The organism is Bradyrhizobium mercantei (genome assembly GCF_001982635.1).
Lineage (GTDB): Bacteria > Pseudomonadota > Alphaproteobacteria > Rhizobiales > Xanthobacteraceae > Bradyrhizobium > Bradyrhizobium mercantei.
In genome coordinates, this window is record NZ_MKFI01000001.1 from 1,049,562 (window position 1) to 1,065,707 (window position 16,146).

17 protein-coding genes are annotated in these 16,146 nt (G+C 65.1%); 10 read left to right on the forward strand and 7 right to left on the reverse strand.

The genetic code is table 11. The features are described 5' to 3' along the window. The first annotated feature begins 116 nt into the window (after nt 1–116). From BI327_RS05140 to BI327_RS05150, 3 genes are all read left to right on the forward strand, one after another. Nucleotides 117–1,487: a sensor histidine kinase gene (locus BI327_RS05140; protein ID WP_076858646.1), complete on the forward strand. Its 1,371-nt coding sequence runs from the start codon at nt 117–119 to the stop codon at nt 1,485–1,487. A gap of 1 nt (nt 1,488) precedes the next feature. Then, entirely contained in the window at nt 1,489–2,157 is a 669-nt protein-coding gene (locus tag BI327_RS05145) for a response regulator (protein ID WP_394329834.1), read from the forward strand. 258 nt (nt 2,158–2,415) lie between these two features. After that, entirely contained in the window at nt 2,416–3,588 is a 1,173-nt protein-coding gene (locus BI327_RS05150) for a M20 aminoacylase family protein (RefSeq protein WP_076858647.1), read from the forward strand. A gap of 29 nt (nt 3,589–3,617) precedes the next feature. On the opposite strand, the gene BI327_RS05155 is transcribed toward BI327_RS05150, so the two are convergent. Beyond that, entirely contained in the window at nt 3,618–4,181 is a 564-nt protein-coding gene (locus BI327_RS05155; RefSeq protein ID WP_076858648.1) for a cytochrome b, read from the reverse strand. Between the two features lie 183 nt (nt 4,182–4,364). Between BI327_RS05155 and murI the strand changes: the two genes are divergently transcribed. Together murI and BI327_RS05165 are read left to right on the forward strand one after the other, a co-directional pair. Further along, nucleotides 4,365–5,156: a glutamate racemase gene (gene murI / locus BI327_RS05160; protein WP_076858649.1), complete on the forward strand. Its 792-nt coding sequence runs from the start codon at nt 4,365–4,367 to the stop codon at nt 5,154–5,156. Between the two features lie 60 nt (nt 5,157–5,216). Further along, entirely contained in the window at nt 5,217–5,993 is a 777-nt protein-coding gene (locus tag BI327_RS05165) for an HpcH/HpaI aldolase family protein (RefSeq protein WP_076858650.1), read from the forward strand. Nucleotides 5,994–6,043: 50 nt separating this feature from the next. Here the strand turns inward: BI327_RS05165 and BI327_RS05170 are convergent, their stop codons facing one another. The 4 genes from BI327_RS05170 to BI327_RS41270 are packed head-to-tail and all read right to left on the reverse strand — an operon-like array spanning nt 6,044 to nt 8,751. Further along, nucleotides 6,044–6,808: an ABC transporter substrate-binding protein gene (locus tag BI327_RS05170; RefSeq protein WP_076858651.1), complete on the reverse strand. Its 765-nt coding sequence runs from the start codon at nt 6,806–6,808 to the stop codon at nt 6,044–6,046. Then, nucleotides 6,766–7,239, reverse strand: coding sequence for a sulfatase-like hydrolase/transferase (locus BI327_RS05175; RefSeq protein ID WP_083741966.1), 474 nt, complete (start codon nt 7,237–7,239; stop codon nt 6,766–6,768). Before BI327_RS05175 ends, BI327_RS05170 begins: the two co-directional genes overlap by 43 nt. Before the next feature lie 26 nt (nt 7,240–7,265). Beyond that, the gene (locus BI327_RS05180) at nt 7,266–8,270 is read right to left on the reverse strand and encodes a formylglycine-generating enzyme family protein (RefSeq protein WP_076858653.1); all 1,005 of its coding nucleotides are present in this window, start codon (nt 8,268–8,270) and stop codon (nt 7,266–7,268) included. Between the two features lie 19 nt (nt 8,271–8,289). Further along, nucleotides 8,290–8,751, reverse strand: a complete 462-nt coding sequence (locus BI327_RS41270; RefSeq protein WP_245334715.1) for a hypothetical protein — start codon at nt 8,749–8,751, stop codon at nt 8,290–8,292. A 683-nt stretch (nt 8,752–9,434) separates the two neighbouring features. On the opposite strand from BI327_RS41270, the gene BI327_RS05190 reads away from it, so the two are divergent. The 5 genes from BI327_RS05190 (at nt 9,435) to BI327_RS05210 (ending at nt 13,108) form a co-directional block, all read left to right on the forward strand. After that, the gene (locus tag BI327_RS05190; protein ID WP_076858655.1) at nt 9,435–9,626 is read left to right on the forward strand and encodes a hypothetical protein; all 192 of its coding nucleotides are present in this window, start codon (nt 9,435–9,437) and stop codon (nt 9,624–9,626) included. A gap of 140 nt (nt 9,627–9,766) precedes the next feature. Further along, nucleotides 9,767–10,156, forward strand: a complete 390-nt coding sequence (locus tag BI327_RS05195; protein WP_076858656.1) for a cupin domain-containing protein — start codon at nt 9,767–9,769, stop codon at nt 10,154–10,156. 120 nt (nt 10,157–10,276) lie between these two features. Further along, nucleotides 10,277–11,062, forward strand: a complete 786-nt coding sequence (locus BI327_RS05200; protein WP_076858657.1) for an acyltransferase — start codon at nt 10,277–10,279, stop codon at nt 11,060–11,062. A 268-nt stretch (nt 11,063–11,330) separates the two neighbouring features. Next, nucleotides 11,331–11,948: a 30S ribosomal protein S4 gene (gene rpsD / locus BI327_RS05205; RefSeq protein WP_024582597.1), complete on the forward strand. Its 618-nt coding sequence runs from the start codon at nt 11,331–11,333 to the stop codon at nt 11,946–11,948. 92 nt (nt 11,949–12,040) lie between these two features. Beyond that, complete coding sequence (locus tag BI327_RS05210; RefSeq protein WP_076858658.1) at nt 12,041–13,108, forward strand: threonine aldolase family protein; 1,068 nt, start codon at nt 12,041–12,043, stop codon at nt 13,106–13,108. A gap of 477 nt (nt 13,109–13,585) precedes the next feature. On the opposite strand, the gene BI327_RS05215 is transcribed toward BI327_RS05210, so the two are convergent. Then, the gene (locus tag BI327_RS05215; RefSeq protein WP_076858659.1) at nt 13,586–14,848 is read right to left on the reverse strand and encodes a serine hydrolase domain-containing protein; all 1,263 of its coding nucleotides are present in this window, start codon (nt 14,846–14,848) and stop codon (nt 13,586–13,588) included. 1 nt (nt 14,849) lies between these two features. Beyond that, nucleotides 14,850–16,133, reverse strand: coding sequence for a serine hydrolase domain-containing protein (locus tag BI327_RS05220; protein ID WP_076858660.1), 1,284 nt, complete (start codon nt 16,131–16,133; stop codon nt 14,850–14,852). Between the last annotated feature and the right edge of the window lie 13 nt (nt 16,134–16,146).

A 16,146-nucleotide genomic window follows, 5' to 3' on the forward strand; every position in this document is an offset into this window, starting at 1 on the left:
GCGTGGCATGCTTGCGATTGGCGGGGAACAGCGGTGCTGTTAGCATCAGGCCACTCGTTTGAGCATGAAACCGCATCACGCCTGTTCGGATCATGCTCCGGCCGTGGAGTGATCGCATGCGCCTCGTGCTTCAACTGGTCGCCCGCCTGCTCGTGATCGTCGCGCTATGCCTCGGCGCAGCCACCGTCTGGGCCACGATCGACGCCTATCGCAGCGTCGATCGCGCCACCGAGGCCTCTGCCGCGCGGGTCTCGCAGTCGCTCGAGGCGCTGTACTGGCGTGAATTGCTGCTCCGCAGCAACCGGATGCGCGAGCAATTGCTGCCGGCGCCGGACTGGCGCACCATCGAGACCATGGGCCTGATCGCGCCGGGGATCTGCGTGCAGTTCGAACCGGCCGGCGCCTTCGAGAAGCCGCTCTGCGGCCAGAGCAAGGGGATCGGCCAGGCGCCGCCGCGCTGGTTCGCCGCCGCGGTGCAAATGGTGCTCGGCGAGCACGCCACCGTGGAGCGGCCGATCAGCGCCCGCGCCGCGACCGCGGGAACCGTGCGCGCCACCGCCGATCCGGCCGCTGCGATCGCACTCGCCTGGCAGCACATCCTGGACAATATCCATGTCGCACTGCTGATGGCGCTTGCCATCGCGCTGCTCGCCTCGCTCGCGATCGCGCATACGCTGGCGCCGGCCCACTCGATCGTGTCGGCGCTGCGGCGCATGGCCGATGGCGAGTACCGCACACCGCTGCCGCGCATCCGCTCGATGGAGCTCGCGATGATCGGCCGCGCCGTCGGCGATCTCGGCGACCGGCTCGCGCTGGCCGAGGAGGAACGCACGGTGCTGACACGGCGGCTGCTCGAGATCCGCAGCGACGAACGCCGCACGCTGGCCCGCGAGCTGCACGACGAGTTCGGCCAGAACCTCACCGCGATCCTCGCCTTCGCTAACACGATCGAGGCGAGCGCCGGCGACAAGTACGCCGCCGGCACCGAGATTGCGCAGGATGCACGGATGATCTCGCAGGCGACGCGCCGCATCATGGCGTGCCTGCGCGACACGTTGAACCGGCTGCGCCATCCGCCGGCCGAGGAGCTCGGGCTGGAAGCCAGCCTGGTCGATCTCGTCGACAGCTGGCGATCGCGCACCGCGCAGCCGATGATCCAGCTCGATCTCCAAGGCGACCTCGCCGACATCAGCGGCACGGTCGCTGCGGCCGCCTACCGTGTCGCGCAGGAGTGCCTGACCAATGCGCTGCGCCACAGCGATGCGCGCGAGATCGTGCTGCGGATCGAACGGCGGACCGGAGCCGAGAATGCGCTGCTGGTGCGCGTCGAGGACGACGGCGGCGGCGATGCGGCCAAGGTGGCGCAATCGGCGGGCTTCGGTCTCACCGGCGTCAGCGAGCGCGTGACCGCGCTCGGCGGCTCGCTGTCGATTGCGCGCGCCAGCCGCGGCCTCTCCGTCGCCGCCACGATTCCGCTCGCCGCCTGAGATGACGACCGCGAAGATGATGACCGTGAAGAGCCGGGGCATCTCGATCCTGCTGGTGGACGATCATCCGGTCGTCCGCCAGGGCTATCGGCGTGTGCTCGAGCATCAGGACGATTTCAGCGTGGTCGCCGAGGCCGACAACGCGGCCAATGCCTACCGCGCGTTCAAGTCGCACGGACCCGATGTGGTGGTGATGGACATCTCGATGCCGGGCGCGAGCGGACTGGAGGCGATCCGCAACATCCGCGCGCGCGACGCCGATGCCCGCATCCTGGTCTTCAGCATGCACAGCGAGGCGGCCCAGGTGAAGGCGGCGTTCAGCGCCGGCGCCTCCGGCTTCGTGACCAAGGGCAGCGAGCCGGCCGAGCTGATCGCGGCGATCCGCTCGGTGGCGCGCGGCGAGCATGCGATGAGCGACGACGTCGCGCGGGTGCTCGCGCTGGAAAGCCTGGTGCCAACCAAATCCGCGCTCGACCAGCTCGGCGAACGCGAAATCGAGATCCTCCGCCAGTTCGCGGCAGGCCACACCAAGGAGCAGATCGCCGCCAACCTCAACCTCAGCACCAAGACCGTGCAGAACTACCACTATTTGATCAAGGCCAAGACCGGCCTGCGGACCGACGCCCAGCTGGTCCGCCTCGCGGTGGAATGCGGCCTGGCGAATTTGTAGACCGTGTGGCCTGGGTGAGCACGGCGCCACCCGGGGCTGATCACAAGTTGAGGCCTCCTCCGTCATTCCGGGGCATCCACACCGCGCGTGCCCCCTAATTTCGCGCCGCAATCTCGAAATCCTCCAATTCGCAATTGCGAATTGGGGTTGTCCTATGCTCCGTATGCACCCAGAATGATAGTGTCCTTTCGCGTGACAAGTCGGCGGGTTACGCTACGCTGACCCGCTCTACGCAATCACAAGAAACGGACGCTCCCTATGCCCATCGTCAATCGCGTTGCCGCCCTCTCGGATGAAATGGCCGCCTGGCGCCATGACTTCCACGAGAATCCCGAACTGCTTTATGAGGTGCATCGCACCGCCGGTATCGTTGCCGACAAGCTGCGGGAGTTCGGCTGCGACGAGGTGGTGACCGGAATCGGCCGCACCGGCGTGGTCGGCGTGATCCGCGGCCGCAAGTCCAATTCGGGCAAGACGATCGGGCTGCGCGCCGACATGGATGCGCTGCCGATCGCGGAAGCTGCTGACGTGCCCTACGCCTCCAAGGTCCCCGGCAAGATGCACGCCTGCGGCCATGACGGCCACACCGCGATGCTCTTGGGCGCCGCGAAATACCTCACCGAAACGCGCAATTTCGACGGCACCGCGGTCGTGATCTTCCAGCCCGCCGAGGAAGGCGGCGCCGGCGGCAAGGCGATGGTCGACGACGGGCTGATGACCCGCTGGGGCATCCAGGAGGTCTACGGCCTGCACAACATGCCGGGCCTGCCGGAGGGCTATTTCGCGACCACGCCGGGCCCGATGCTTGCCTCGTCGGACACGCTGAAGATCGTCGTCCACGGCAAGGGCGGCCATGCCGGCGCGGCTCCGCACGAGGCGGTCGACAGCGTCTTGATCGGCGCCCAGATCATCAATGCGCTGCAATCGATCGTGTCGCGCAATGTCGATCCGCTGAAGTCGGCGGTCATCTCGATCACGATGTTCGAGGCAGGCAGCGCGTTCAACGTGATCCCGGAGACCGTGACGCTCGGCGGCACCGTGCGCACACTCGATCCCGGCGTGCGCGACCTGGTCGAGCGCCGGATCGGCGAGGTCGCCTCCAGCATCGCCAAGGCCTATGGCGGCTCGGCCGAGACGCATTACGACCGCATGTATCCGGTGACGCTGAACCACGCCCGCGAGGCCGGCGTCGCCGCCGAGATCGCCCGCGACGTGGTCGGCGCCGACCGGGTCAACGACAATCTGGTGCCGGTGATGGGCGCCGAGGATTTCGCGTTCATGCTGGAGGCTCGGCCCGGCGCGTTCGTCTTCCTCGGCATGGGCGACGGCCCGATGTGCCACCACCCCGCCTACAAGTTCAACGACAACATCCTCGGCCACGGCGCCTCCTACTGGGTGCGCCTGGTCGAGAAGCAGATGCCGGCGGGTTAAGGCGGAGCCCGGCACCCGGCCTCTGTGCTTCAAGTGGCGTGATCGGCCGTATCCGTGCCGATCATCCGCGCGGCGACGCGGTCGCGCCTGACGAAGTAATGGAACGCCACCGCCACGAGGTGCAGCACGATCAGCGCCAGCAGCACGTAGGCGAAGAAGATGTGGCGCTCCTCATAGGCATCCGCCGCCGCCTTGTCGGGCGAGGTGATCTGGGGGATGTGGAACAGGCCGAAGAAGCTCGAATAATCCTGGGCACGGGAGCCGGAATGGGCCCAGCCCAGGACAGCCACCAGGATGGTGACGGCATAGAGCGCGCCGTGGCTGACCCGGGCGGCGATCCGCTGCCAGGAGGGCATGTCGGCGGGAAGCGCCGGGGTCGGATTGACGCCACGCCAGACCAGCCGCAGCACCGTCAGCAGCAGCACCAGATAGCCGATGTCGGCGTGGATCGACCGATAGAAAAACTTGTCCGCCCGCGCCGGGATGTGGTTCATCCACCAGCCATAGGCCAGCATGCCGATGATGGCTGCCCCCAGCACCCAGTGGAAGGCGCGGGCGAGCGAGCCCCAGTTGGTGGCGGTATTGCGCATCATGGTGGACTGGCCCCCTGCGGCCCCGGTTTGGATTTCGCACGTCGCAGCAATAGCTTGCCGTGATACTTGCAGGTATTGGCCAAGGCCATATGAAATTCCCGCCTTCACTGCCTTTTGTCGGCCGCAGACAGCGGATAGCCAGAAACAACTGAATGGTAACCCTGCTTCGGATAGAATTTCCGCGTGTCCACTCCCCCGACCATCCTCGTCTTCGATTCCGGCCTCGGCGGCCTCACCGTGCTGCGCGAGATCGTCCGCGCCCGGCCCGACGCGCATTATGTCTACGTCGCCGATGACGCCTTCTTTCCCTATGGCCACCATGGCGAGGACGAGATCATCGCCCGCGTGGTGCCGCTGGTCGGCGAGCTGATCGAGGCCCACGCCCCCGACCTGGTCGTGATCGCCTGCAACACGGCTTCCACGCTCGTCATGTCGCATCTGCGTGATGCCTACCGCCTGCCCTTCGTCGGCACGGTGCCGGCGATCAAGCCGGCCTGCGCCTCGTCGAAAACCCGCCGCGTCTCGGTGCTCGGCACCAGGGGCACCGTGAAGCGGGAATATACCCGCAAGCTGATCTCGGACTTCGCGCAAGGCTGCGAGGTGACGCTGGTCGGGTCCGGCGAGCTCGCCTCGCTGGCCGAGGCCGCCCTCAGCGGCCAAAAAGTGCGTGACGAGGACATCGCGGCCGAGCTCGCGCCCTGCTTCGTCGGCGACGGCGCCAATGACCCCGCCCGCACCGACACCATCGTGCTCGCCTGCACGCATTACCCGCTGCTGCTGGAGCGCCTGACCAGGCTCGCGCCCTGGCCGGTCGACTGGATCGATCCGGCGCCGGCGATCGCCCGCCGCGTCGCGGATCTGCTTGGCCCGGCCGCGAGCGACCAAGCTGGCGCCGAGATGATTTTCACCTCGAAGCGCCCGCACGCACTGGCCGATGCGCTGACGCCGTTCTTCGGCGGCCGCGTCCCGGCCTGATCCTTTTCGCCGTCACAACGCGCTGCTAGTTTGCCCTCGCCTCATCGAGGGAGCACTGCATTGACTTCAGCATCGCTGACGCCGCTCAACCGCCTGCGCAAGGCGTGGCGCGACAAGCACCCGACCTTCGGCGCGATCGCGACCATTCCGAGCATCCAGACCGTGCAGATCATGGCGCAGTCGCTGGACTGGATCATCGTCGATCTCGAGCACGGGCCGATCGATCTCGGCACCGCGCATGCGATGATCGTGGCAACCTCGGGGACATCATGCGTGCCGATGGTGCGGATATCAGCCAACGAGCCGCACCTCGCCAAGGCGCCGATGGACATCGGCGCGCTCGGCATCAATTTTCCGATGATCTGCAATCGCGCCGACGCCGAGAAAGCGGCGCGCAGCGTGCGCTATCCGCCGAAGGGCGACCGGCTCTGGGGCCCGTTCCATGCGCCGTTCCGCTGGGGCGTCTCGATGAACGACTACATGGCGACCGCCGACGACGACATGATCTGCATGATCACGATCGAGCATGTCGAGGCCGTGAATCGCATCGACGAGATCATGGCGACGCCGGGCATCGACCTCGCGGTGATCGGTCCCGGCGATCTCGCCACCTCGATCAACAAGCGCGGCCTGCCCGACGATCCCGAGGTGGTCGCGCTGATGCAGCGCGCCGAGCAAGGCATCATGAAGAGCGGCGTGCCGCTCGGCGGCGTCGCGCGCACCGCTGAGCAGGCCAATGCGATGATCGACCGCGGCTACCTGGCGCTCGCGCTCGGCTTCGACTGGTCGCTGTTCCAGCGCGGCATCGCAGCCGCGTTCGCCGGGATCAAACGGTAGGCGTGGCCCCATCGGCAATCACTCGATCTGGGCGATGAGCGGCGCAAGCCCTAGATCGTCGAGAGATAGAGACTGGGATCGAAATATTGCGTGGCCGGCGTTGCAGCTGGGATCGGAGCCTCGGTTGCGAAGAAGTCGCTGACCTGCTGCAACCACTTGGTGACGGTGCCGTCGGCGCAAAGCCGCTTCCACTCCCGTGACGAAAACATCTTCTGCGCCGCCAGCGCTTCCTCGATATCGGCGACCGACGCTTGCGGATAGTGGCTCTTCTGCAAGGTTTCAGCCACAGCCTTGCGGTGGCGCATCATGTGGTCGTTGGCGTCGGCCCAGCCGCGAATGATCCGGGCGAAGACGTCGCGGTTCGCCGCAAAATATTCCTGCCGGGCAAGCCAGCCGCCGACGACCGCGGACTGCGGATAGTAGGCGGATGCGTCGACCAGCTTGATTGCACCGGGCAGCTTTTCACGCACCGCGATGTTGAAGGGCACCCAGAGCGCGACGGCAGGCACCTCGCCCGCGATGAATGCGTTCACGGCGGCGGACATGTTGCTGTTCACGATCTCGACGTCGGCCGGCGCGAGACCGTTGGCGCGCAACGCGCGGTCCAGGAAGATGTGCGCAGTGCTCATCCTGGTGGTCGCGATCCGCTTGCCGCGCAGGTCGGCGAAGGTCCGCACGCCCTTGTCGGGCCGGACCCAGAGCTGAGCGGTCGCGATCTCGATATCGTTGACCAGGAACGCTGTATAACCGCCGCGCGGCAGCAAGCTCGAGATCACGGCACCGGCCGAGAGCACGTCGAGTTTGCCGGCAGCCATCGGCTTTGCGCTGTGGCCGGCGCCCCGGGATAACCGACCTTGCTCAGGCCCGAGCGAATAATGTGCTGGCCGGTGAGAAACGCCGAACGGCCCGCGGTGCAGGACTGTTCGCCGTAATAGTGCTGGAACTTGATGCCCTCGCGCGCGATGCGGTCGATGCTGGGCGTCTCATACCCCATCAGGCCGTTCGAATAGGCGCTGATATTGGCAACGCCGATGTCGTCGCCCCAGATCACGAGGATATTCGGCTTGCGGCCTGATGGAGCTGAAGGTGCGGGGCTTGCCGCCGGCGCTGACTTTTGCGCCTGCGCCAAGGCGTCCGATGTCAGCGCTGCCGCTGCTACAAGCGTGGATGTGCCCAGCAACAGATTGCGGCGATCGATAGCCTGAGTCTTGCCGGTCTGCTTGTTGTCGTCGGCTTCGCTGCTCATCTCGAACTCCCTACATTGATAGACCTTCACGTCGCTGGATTGGAAACGGCGGGCGATGGCCGCACCACGCAGCGAAAGCCGACATGGCTGGTCGAGGTATCGACCGGCTCGGCATGGCGCGCGGCCGGGCGGTAGCGGCGGCAGTAGTTCGGCGCGCAGAGATGCGAGCCGCCCTTGAGAACCTTGCGGGGAATCCTGATCGCGGGCTGCGAGGAATCGTAGCTCGCCTCCTCGCGGCCGCCGCGCGGGTTCTGCGGAATGCAGCAGGGCTTTGCGGCGTCGGTCTCATGGCGGGCGGACCACCAGTCGGCGGTCCACTCCCAGACATTGCCGATCATGTCGTAGAGGCCGTAACCGTTCGGCGGAAACGCGGTCACCGGCGAGGTTCGCTCGAAGCCGTCCTCGCAGAGATTCTGCAACGGGAAATTGCCCTGCCAGGTGTTGGCCATGTGCTTGCCGCCGGGCGTCAGGGCGTTGCCCCAGGCATATTCCTCGGCCTCGAGCCCGCCGCGCGCCGCGAACTCCCATTCCGCTTCGGTTGGAAGCTCCTTGCCGGCCCATTTGGCATAAGCGAGCACATCGGCATAGGCGACGTGAACCACCGGATGGCTGCCGAGCACATTGATGTTGCTGCGCGGACCGTAGGGGCGACGCCAGTTCGCGCCTCTCATGAAGGTCCACCATTGGCTCCAGTCGAGCAGGGTGGTGACCCGGCGCGGCGGACAGAACACCAGCGAGCCCGCGTACAGCATATCGGGCAGCGCACCCGGATATTGCGCAGGATCGGGCGGCCGCTCGGCGATCGTGATGTGCCCGGTCTCCCGCACGAACTCGCGGAACTGGGCGTTGGTTACCGGCGTGCGGTCAATCCAGAAGCCGTCGACTGACGCCCGATGCGACGGCGCCTCCTCGGGATAATGATGGTCCGAGCCCATACGGAACGTGCCGCCGGGAATCCAGATCATGTCGCCGTCGGTCTGGACGCGGTCGTCCGGCCCTGATTCATCTGATGGGGTATCGGCGCGATACATGGCGATGCACCCGCTCGCACTAGCGTGGGCAGTAATCCCAGAAGCCCTGTGTTCGGGACGGATCGGTGTAGTACCAGCACATGCCCGGCGCCGGCGGTGCGGCCGCAGCGCTTGCCGCCGTCACGAAGCCGACCGCTGCGCCGGCTGCGACCGCGCCACCGACCGGCCAGCCGTACCAGCCGGGCCGCGCCCAGCCCCCAGGCCGCGGCCCGGGAAGCGGCCGGGGCCCGACCCAGCGCGCGCCGCCGCCATGCCAGCCGGGCCGAACTCCCGGACCCACCACCGTCCGGCTGCGATAGGCAACCGCCCCGCCGCGCGGGCCGACCGCAACGCCGCCGCGGCGCACGACGGCACGCACTTGGACGACGTCATCGCGAGCTTGTTGCTGTTTGACGAGCGGCAGTGACGCCGAAGCGCTGATGTTGATCGCCGATGCCGGACCTGCTTGCGCGACAAGCGCGGTGACTCCTAGAAGCGCCACGCGGAAAATCCTGGTGAAGATCGCAGCATGCTTTTCCTGGTGACCGAACCTTGTGCTCGATTGCATTGTCGCGCCCTTCCATTTTTCTGTGCTGCTCGTTTCGGCAGTGTTGATCCGTCAGCCCTTCTTCCCTTTCTCCTCTGTCGCCATCGGTATGCACGTCTACGTGCACACCGCTCCGCGGCGCGTGATCGCTCCCTCGGGACGTTGCTAGGAGCCGATTTCGCGCTGCGATCAAATGATAGCGCAGCACGCTCTGCGTGTGATGTGCAGTTTGTGCCAATCTCAGTCGCAAGGCGTGCAGCCTTAACGAAAGATGTGCCAAATCGGTCAATCCGGTACGGCCCTCCAAATTGCTTTCTCGAAAAAACAGACGAAAATTCGCACCACCGCGATGCGCATCGAACAGCGCTGACTGGTTGTGCGCGGGTCGTCCTTCTGTCGAGCCATGCAGTTTGAGCACGTCGCCGGCGGACACCGCAGACGATCGATCGGCCGGTCGCGCCGGAAATCACGATCACCGATTTGCTCGACGCAAGCTCCCGGCGTGGAAAACACTTCTGTTAATCTGAATCCGAATTCCAGCACGTGGATTGCCCATCTCACCAGATTGAGGAGCGCTTCGCGATCGTCACGCGCGTTGCGGCGAGATCAGGCGGACGCGGACATCACGATCGACGAGCATGATCGATGCGGAAGGCGGTACCCTCCCGCAAACGCCTGCGCGTTTTCGCAAGGGCGATGACAAGCAGCCCGGCCTCGCCGGAGAGAACAAGTTCCAGCCATGTCACGAAGGAACCCGGCTCAACATTGAGCGGCGCAAGCGCAAACTGTGCGCAGCGCAATTGCCTGAACAGCTTGTCAGCCCTGTGTAAGCACGGCCGCGCTAAATTCCGCGACATCCCGCGCTATTGGATGAACGGACTAATCCCAATGTCGAAAGCGTACATCACACATCATCTGCTTTTCGCCGCGATTCCGCGCTGCTAGAGTTTTGCGGGTTGGGAGGAAATGCATGTTCAGGAAATTGCTGCTTGGTCTCACCGTAATTGCCTTTGCCGGTGCCGGCGCTGCCGTTGCGCAGCAGAGCGGCATCAAGCGGACCCCGCTGCAGAAGGTCGATTTCCCGGCGGGCTACACCACGGTCACCGCGATTGCCGAGGTTCCGGCCGGGGGTGCGTCGGGGCGTCACAGCCATCCGGGCGCTGAAACCGGCTATGTGCTCGAGGGTGAGCTCGAGCTTCTGATCGACGGCAAACCGCCGCTGAAGCTGAAAGCGGGCGATTCCTACCAGATCCCGGAAGGCGCAGTGCACGACGCCAAGACTTCCGGCGACAAGCCGCTCAAGGTGCTCGGGGTCTACGTGGTCAAGGCCGGCGAGCCCTTGGCGAAACCGGCGCCGTGAACCCGAACCGATTGGTCTCCGACCAATTGGTTCATGTTGGCTTCAGGTGCGGCGCGCAACAGTGTGAACTCACCGGGCCTTTGATTTTCTTGCCTGACTGCAGGGACGTGAACTGAACAGATGCGCGGTAAATTTCGTCGGATTTCATTGCCGCGCCGTCTCGTCGCCGATTTGATGTACGCATCGGCCGGCGTGCCGTTCGTCTCGCTGACGCGCTCGGTGAACGTTCGTGCGGTGGTCGAGGCCCGCGCACGCGCGGCGCAGGCACCGGGCTGGGCCGCCATCTTCGTCAAGGCCTTCGCGCTGGTCGCCAAGACCGAGCCGACCTTGCGGACGCTGCACGTCAAATGGCCATGGCCTTGCCTGTACGAGCTGCCGCGCAGCGTCGGCATGGTGGCCGTTGCGCGCGTTGAGAAGGGTGAGGACTGCGTGCTGTTCGAGCGAGTTTGCGCCGCCGACGAGATGGCGCTCAGCGATGTCGATGCGCTGATCCGCCGCGCCAAGACCGCGCCGCTGCACGAGATCCCCTCGTTCCGCAAAACGCTCTGCGTGACGCGCCTGCCGCTTCCGCTACGCCGCCTGGCTTGGGCGATCGGGCTGAATTTCGGCCGGCAGCGCGCCAATTTCTGCGGCAGCTTCGGCGTGACCTCGGTTGCGGCCTATGGCCCGGGCGAGTTGCACGCGCTGAGCCCGGGCCCGTTTCTGCTCAGCTATGGTGTGATCAAGCCTGATAACACCGTCGATGTGGTGCTGCGCTGGGACCATCTGGTCTGCGATGCCGCCCTGATCGCACAGACCCTGACCCGGCTCGAGCAGGTGCTGGCCGGCGAAATCGCCGCGGAATTGGGCGTGATCCGGCCGCAGGCCGACGCCCGGCTGGTTCGGGCGGCCGGAAACCGCCTCTGAGGGCCAAAATTGTCGATTTTGGTGCCGATTTGACCCAAAACGGCCCGCGTTTTGTTTGACAGACCCGGACTTTCTCCTTAAGACGACCCTTGCTCGCGGGCCGGTTTCGGCCCGCGATGCGTTTCGCGACCCGTGGTTCTCCCCGAGCTTTCGAGGCGGACCTGTCGGTACAGGCCTTTTGGCCGGTACACAGGAGGGCGCGTCTCCTCAAACCCTTGACTGACAAAACGCCGGTCGCTTCGTGCGACGGCTATGCAAAGAGGACGCGATGACAAAGCGCAGTGAGGCGAAGTACAAGATCGATCGCCGCATGGGCCAGAATATCTGGGGCCGCCCGAAGAGCCCCGTGAACCGCCGCGAATACGGCCCCGGCCAGCACGGCCAGCGCCGCAAGGGCAAGCTCTCCGACTTCGGCGTGCAGCTCCGCGCCAAGCAGAAGCTCAAAGGCTACTACGCCAACATTTCCGAGCGCCAGTTCCATGGCATCTATGTCGAAGCCAGCCGCCTGAAGGGCGACACCGGCGAGAACCTGATCGGCCTGCTCGAGCGCCGTCTCGACACCGTGGTCTATCGCGCCAAGTTCGTCTCCACGATGTTCGCCGCGCGCCAGTTCATCAACCACGGCCACGTCAAGGTGAACGGCCGCAAGGTCAACATCGGCAGCTACAAGCTGAAGGTCGGCGACGTCGTCGAGGTCAAGGAATCCTCCAAGCAGCTCACCCCGGTGCTGGAAGCAAGCCAGCTCCCCGAGCGCGACGTGCCCGACTTCATCGAGGTCGATCACTCCAAGATGACCGCGAAGTACGCGCGCACCCCCGGCCTCTCGGATGTGCCGTTCCCGGTGCAGATGGAGCCGCATCTGATCGTCGAATTCTATTCGCGCTGATCACAGCACGCATGCGAGATCCGAAAGGCCCCGGTTTTGCCGGGGCCTTTTTGTTTGGCTAAAGTCAGGGCATATCGACCGAGAGAAACAACATGCACTACACCCCTGCCCCGCCCGATCCGAAGGCGCCCGCCGTCCGCATCAACCTGCTGTCGGACACGCAAACCAAACCGACGCCCGCGATGCGCGAGGCGATGGCGAGGGCCGAGGTCGGCGACGAGCAGGTCGGCGACGATCCGACCACCAATGAGCTCTGCGCCCGCGTCGCCGATCTGCTCGGCAAGGAAGCCGCCGTGTTCATGCCGTCGGGCACGATGTGCAATGTCGCGGCGACGCTGGCCTATTGCCGCCCCGGCGACGAGATCCTGGCGCACGCCACCGCGCATATCATCGCGCGCGAGGGCGGCGCACATGCCGCACTCGGCGGCTTCCAGATCACGCAGCTTGCGGGCGACGACGGCCAGTTCACGCCGGAGACGTTTCAGGCCGCGCTGCATCCGCGCACCCGCTATCAGCCACCGCAGGTGCTGGTCAGCGTCGAGCAGACCGCCAATATCGGCGGCGGCACGATCTGGAAGAAGGTCGCGCTGGACGAGGTCGTGCGCATCGCCAAGGCCCATGGGCTTGTGACCCACATGGACGGCGCGCGGCTCCTGAATGCGACGGTCGCGTCCGGCATCGCGCCGCGCGACATGACGGCGGGCTGGGATTCGGCCTGGATCGATTTCTCCAAGGGTCTCGGCGCGCCGATCGGCGGCGTGATCGCCGGCACCAGAGCGTTCATCGACGACGTCTGGCGCTGGAAGCAGCGGCTCGGCGGGTCGATGCGGCAGTCCGGCATCTCGGCCGCCGCCTGCATCTACGCGCTCGATCACCATGTCGACCGCCTCGCCGACGACCACGCCAATGCGCGGGCGCTGGCACGCGGGCTGGCGCAGATCAACGGCATCGCGGTGCAGGCACCCGAGACCAACCTCGTGTTCTTCAAGCCCGACGGCGCCGGCGTATCCGGCGACAAGATGGTCGCCGAGCTGCGCAAGCGCGGCGTGACGCTCGCGATGATGGACGGCCGCATCAGGGCCTGCACGCATCTCGACGTGTCAGCGGCGATGATCGAGGAGGCGATCGGCCACGTCAGGGACATCGTGCGCGCGGCGTAGCTTTCGCGGCAGGGATGTCGCGCAACGAAATCAGGACCAGCTGATTTCACGCGGTCTTATGGCGCAAGCGCCAAGAGACCACTCCGCCGTTAGCGCCGCGCTTTGACGTTCCTAGATTGGCCGCCTCTCACCGGGGCAGACCTCTACTTGTCCAACGTAATTGCTCGGTTCGAGCTTGCAGCCTGGTTTGACCGGCCTGCATCCTCCCGACGAATTGCATATCATCTGTCCTGTCGGCTGAGGCTTCTTCGACTTCGCTTTTGCGTTCTGGGCATGCGCGCTTTCAAGTGCGCCGCCCAGTGTCGTCGATAAGAAGAATCCAGCCAACCCTGCAACCAGTGCGGTTCGCATAACGACTCCCCCCTTGAATGTCGATTTTGACCTAGGGTTCCATCGTTAGCACGCGCAGTTCCGAGCGTCCCTGGAGGTACACCGGAATTGCCATCTCCTCCCGACGCCAACCAAAATCTGCTCCATCTACCTGCCCATCGCCTGGTAGATCAGCGTCTTCAATTCCTGCTGGATGCGGCCGCGCTGTGACGGCGTCTGCACCATGAAGATGCCGAACAGATCGTCCGCGGGATCGATGAAGAAGAACGTGCCGCCGACACCGTCCCAGCGATACTCGCCCAATGGCCAGTCCGTGTTCGCCGGCACCGAGGTGCGGACCGCGAAGCCGAGGCCGAAGCCGGAGTTCGGACCCGGATAATAATTCTGGTCGCGCACGACGCCGGTTTCGGGACCGATATGATCCTTTGTCATCAGCGCGATGGTTTCCGGTTTCAGATAGCGCTTCCCCTCATAGAGGCCGCCGTTCAACAGCATTTGCGAGAAGCGCACATAGTCGCCGACGGTGCCGACCATGCCGCCGCCGCCGGATTCCCGTCGCAGCGGCTGGCGCGGGTCACTGACGTCGGCGACCGGGCTGATGGTGCGATCCTTCGGCATCGGCTCGGCGATCAGCGGCCATTTCGCCCGGTCGGCAACATAGAATGCAGTCTCGTTCATCCCGAGCGGACCGAGCAGCCGCTCCTTCTCGACCTGAAACAGGGATTTCCCCGTGATCACCTCGATGATGCGGCCGAGCACGTCGGTGGAATGACCGTAGTCCCATTGCGTGCCGGGTTGTTCGGCGAGCGGCATCGCCGTCAGCCGCGCCGTGAATTCGGCATTGTCGGGATCGTTGTTGAACAGGCCGGCATCGGCGTAGGTCTTGTTCACGACACCGCCGCCGTAATAGCCGTAAGGCAGGCCGGCCGTGTGGCGCATCAAATCTTCGATGGTGATCGGACGCTTGAGCGGTTCCAGCGTCATCGTCGTCTTGCCCTCGTCGCCGCGCTTCTCCACGCCGACCTTCATGTCGGCGAAGGCCGGGATGTATTTCGAGACGGGATCGCTGAGAGCGAGCTTGCCTTCCTCCACCAGCATCATCGCGACGACGGTGGTGATCGGCTTCGACATCGAATAGAGGCGGAAGATGGTGTCCGCGCTCATCGAGAATTCGGTGGCGACGTCGCGAACCCCGAAATTCTGGTAGTAGACCGGCTTGCCGTGCTGCTGCAGCAGCAGGATCGCACCGGGGATCTTCCCGGTCACGACCTCGTTCCTGACATAGTCGGAGACCTTGGCGAGGCCTTCAGCCGAGAAGCCGTGCGCGGCCGGTCCCTCGGAGCCGGCCTTCGCACCCGTTGCAATTGACGCGAGCACGAGTGCCGCGACGACAGCGCGGCACCCACGCATATCAGTTCTCCATTGCTTCATAGACAAGCTGCTTCAACGTCCGCTGGATGCGCTGGCGCTCGGACGGCGTCTGTTCCAGCAGGACGAAGAAGAAATCCTGCTTGCGGTCGATGACGTAATAGCAGCCGCTCGCGCCATCCCATTTGAGCTCGCCGAGATCGCCGGGCGGCGGCGGCTTCGCCGTGCCCGGATCGGTGCGCACTGCAATCCCCAGCCCGAAGCCGAAGCCGTCGCCGGGGAAGTAGAAAAAGTCGCGCGCGACGCCCGAGCTCGGCCCGACGCGATCCGTCGTCAGTTCCTTGAACGTTTCGGGCTTCATGATGGTCTTGCCGTCGAGGCTGCCGCCGTTGAGCAGCATTTGGGCAAAGCGCGAATAATCCGCCATGGTCGAGACCATGCCGCCAGAGGCGGACTCCCATTTCTTGACCTTGGTCGGATCGTTGACCCGGCCGACCCGGAAGTCGCTGTCGTTCGGCATCGGCTCGGCCATCACCTTCTGCTTCTCGGGATCGGTGACGAAGAAGCCGGTGTCCTTCATCCCGAGCGGGCCGAGCAGCCTCTCCTGCTCGATCGTCGAGAGCTTCTCGCCGGTGGCCACCTCCATCACGCGCGCCAGAATGTCGGTGGAATGGCCGTATTGCCAAAGCTCGCCGGGCTGGTTGTGCAGCGGCAGCTTGGCGATCCGCTCGGCGAATTCGGCGAGGTCGAAATCGCCGCCATAGATATCGGCTGCCTTGTAGGCCTTGCGGACCAGGCTGTCGCCGTAGAAGCCGTAGGTGATGCCTGACGTGTGCGTCATCAGATCGAGGATCGTGATCGGCCGCTTCGGGGGTACCAGCTCGAGCGTCTTGGTGCCGTCCTCGGCCTTCTTCTCGACGCCGACCTTCACGTTGGCAAAGGACGGGATGTATTTCGAGACGGGATCGTCGAGCTTGTACTTGCCTTCCTCCAGCAGCTGCATCGACACCACGGCGGTGATCGACTTGGACATCGAAGCGAGGCGGAAGATGGTCTTGTCCGTGATCGGCACCTTGCTGACCACGTCCTGCACGCCGAAAGCCTCGTGATAGACCGGCTTGCCGTGCTGCTGGATCAGGACGATCGCGCCCGGAATCTTGCCGGTCGCCACCTCGTTCTTGAAGAACTCGCTGATCTTGGCGAGCTTGTCGGGATTGAAATGCGCACCCGCCGGAATCTCGTAGGTGCCCTCGGTGTGCGAAAACGCCGGCGCCGCAAGCACCACCGCGGCGGCTGCGGCGGCACACGTCAAACGAAATGAATGCATTTGAACTATCCCT

Excerpts from the sequence above, each read along its gene's own strand:
- BI327_RS05140 (WP_076858646.1), top strand. The coding sequence starts at position 117 with ATGCGCCTCGTGCTTCAACTGGTCGCCCGCCTGCTCGTGATCGTCGCG.
- BI327_RS05145 (WP_394329834.1), top strand. The coding sequence starts at position 1,489 with ATGACGACCGCGAAGATGATGACCGTGAAGAGCCGGGGCATCTCGATC.
- BI327_RS05150 (WP_076858647.1), top strand. The coding sequence starts at position 2,416 with ATGCCCATCGTCAATCGCGTTGCCGCCCTCTCGGATGAAATGGCCGCC.
- BI327_RS05155 (WP_076858648.1), bottom strand. The coding sequence starts at position 4,181 with ATGATGCGCAATACCGCCACCAACTGGGGCTCGCTCGCCCGCGCCTTC.
- BI327_RS05170 (WP_076858651.1), bottom strand. The coding sequence starts at position 6,808 with ATGGCTGCCGGCAAACTCGACGTGCTCTCGGCCGGTGCCGTGATCTCG.
- BI327_RS05175 (WP_083741966.1), bottom strand. The coding sequence starts at position 7,239 with ATGAGCAGCGAAGCCGACGACAACAAGCAGACCGGCAAGACTCAGGCT.
- BI327_RS05180 (WP_076858653.1), bottom strand. The coding sequence starts at position 8,270 with ATGTATCGCGCCGATACCCCATCAGATGAATCAGGGCCGGACGACCGC.
- BI327_RS05190 (WP_076858655.1), top strand. The coding sequence starts at position 9,435 with ATGATCGATGCGGAAGGCGGTACCCTCCCGCAAACGCCTGCGCGTTTT.
- BI327_RS05195 (WP_076858656.1), top strand. The coding sequence starts at position 9,767 with ATGTTCAGGAAATTGCTGCTTGGTCTCACCGTAATTGCCTTTGCCGGT.
- BI327_RS05200 (WP_076858657.1), top strand. The coding sequence starts at position 10,277 with ATGCGCGGTAAATTTCGTCGGATTTCATTGCCGCGCCGTCTCGTCGCC.
- rpsD (WP_024582597.1), top strand. The coding sequence starts at position 11,331 with ATGACAAAGCGCAGTGAGGCGAAGTACAAGATCGATCGCCGCATGGGC.
- BI327_RS05210 (WP_076858658.1), top strand. The coding sequence starts at position 12,041 with ATGCACTACACCCCTGCCCCGCCCGATCCGAAGGCGCCCGCCGTCCGC.
- BI327_RS05215 (WP_076858659.1), bottom strand. The coding sequence starts at position 14,848 with ATGCGTGGGTGCCGCGCTGTCGTCGCGGCACTCGTGCTCGCGTCAATT.
- BI327_RS05220 (WP_076858660.1), bottom strand. The coding sequence starts at position 16,133 with ATGCATTCATTTCGTTTGACGTGTGCCGCCGCAGCCGCCGCGGTGGTG.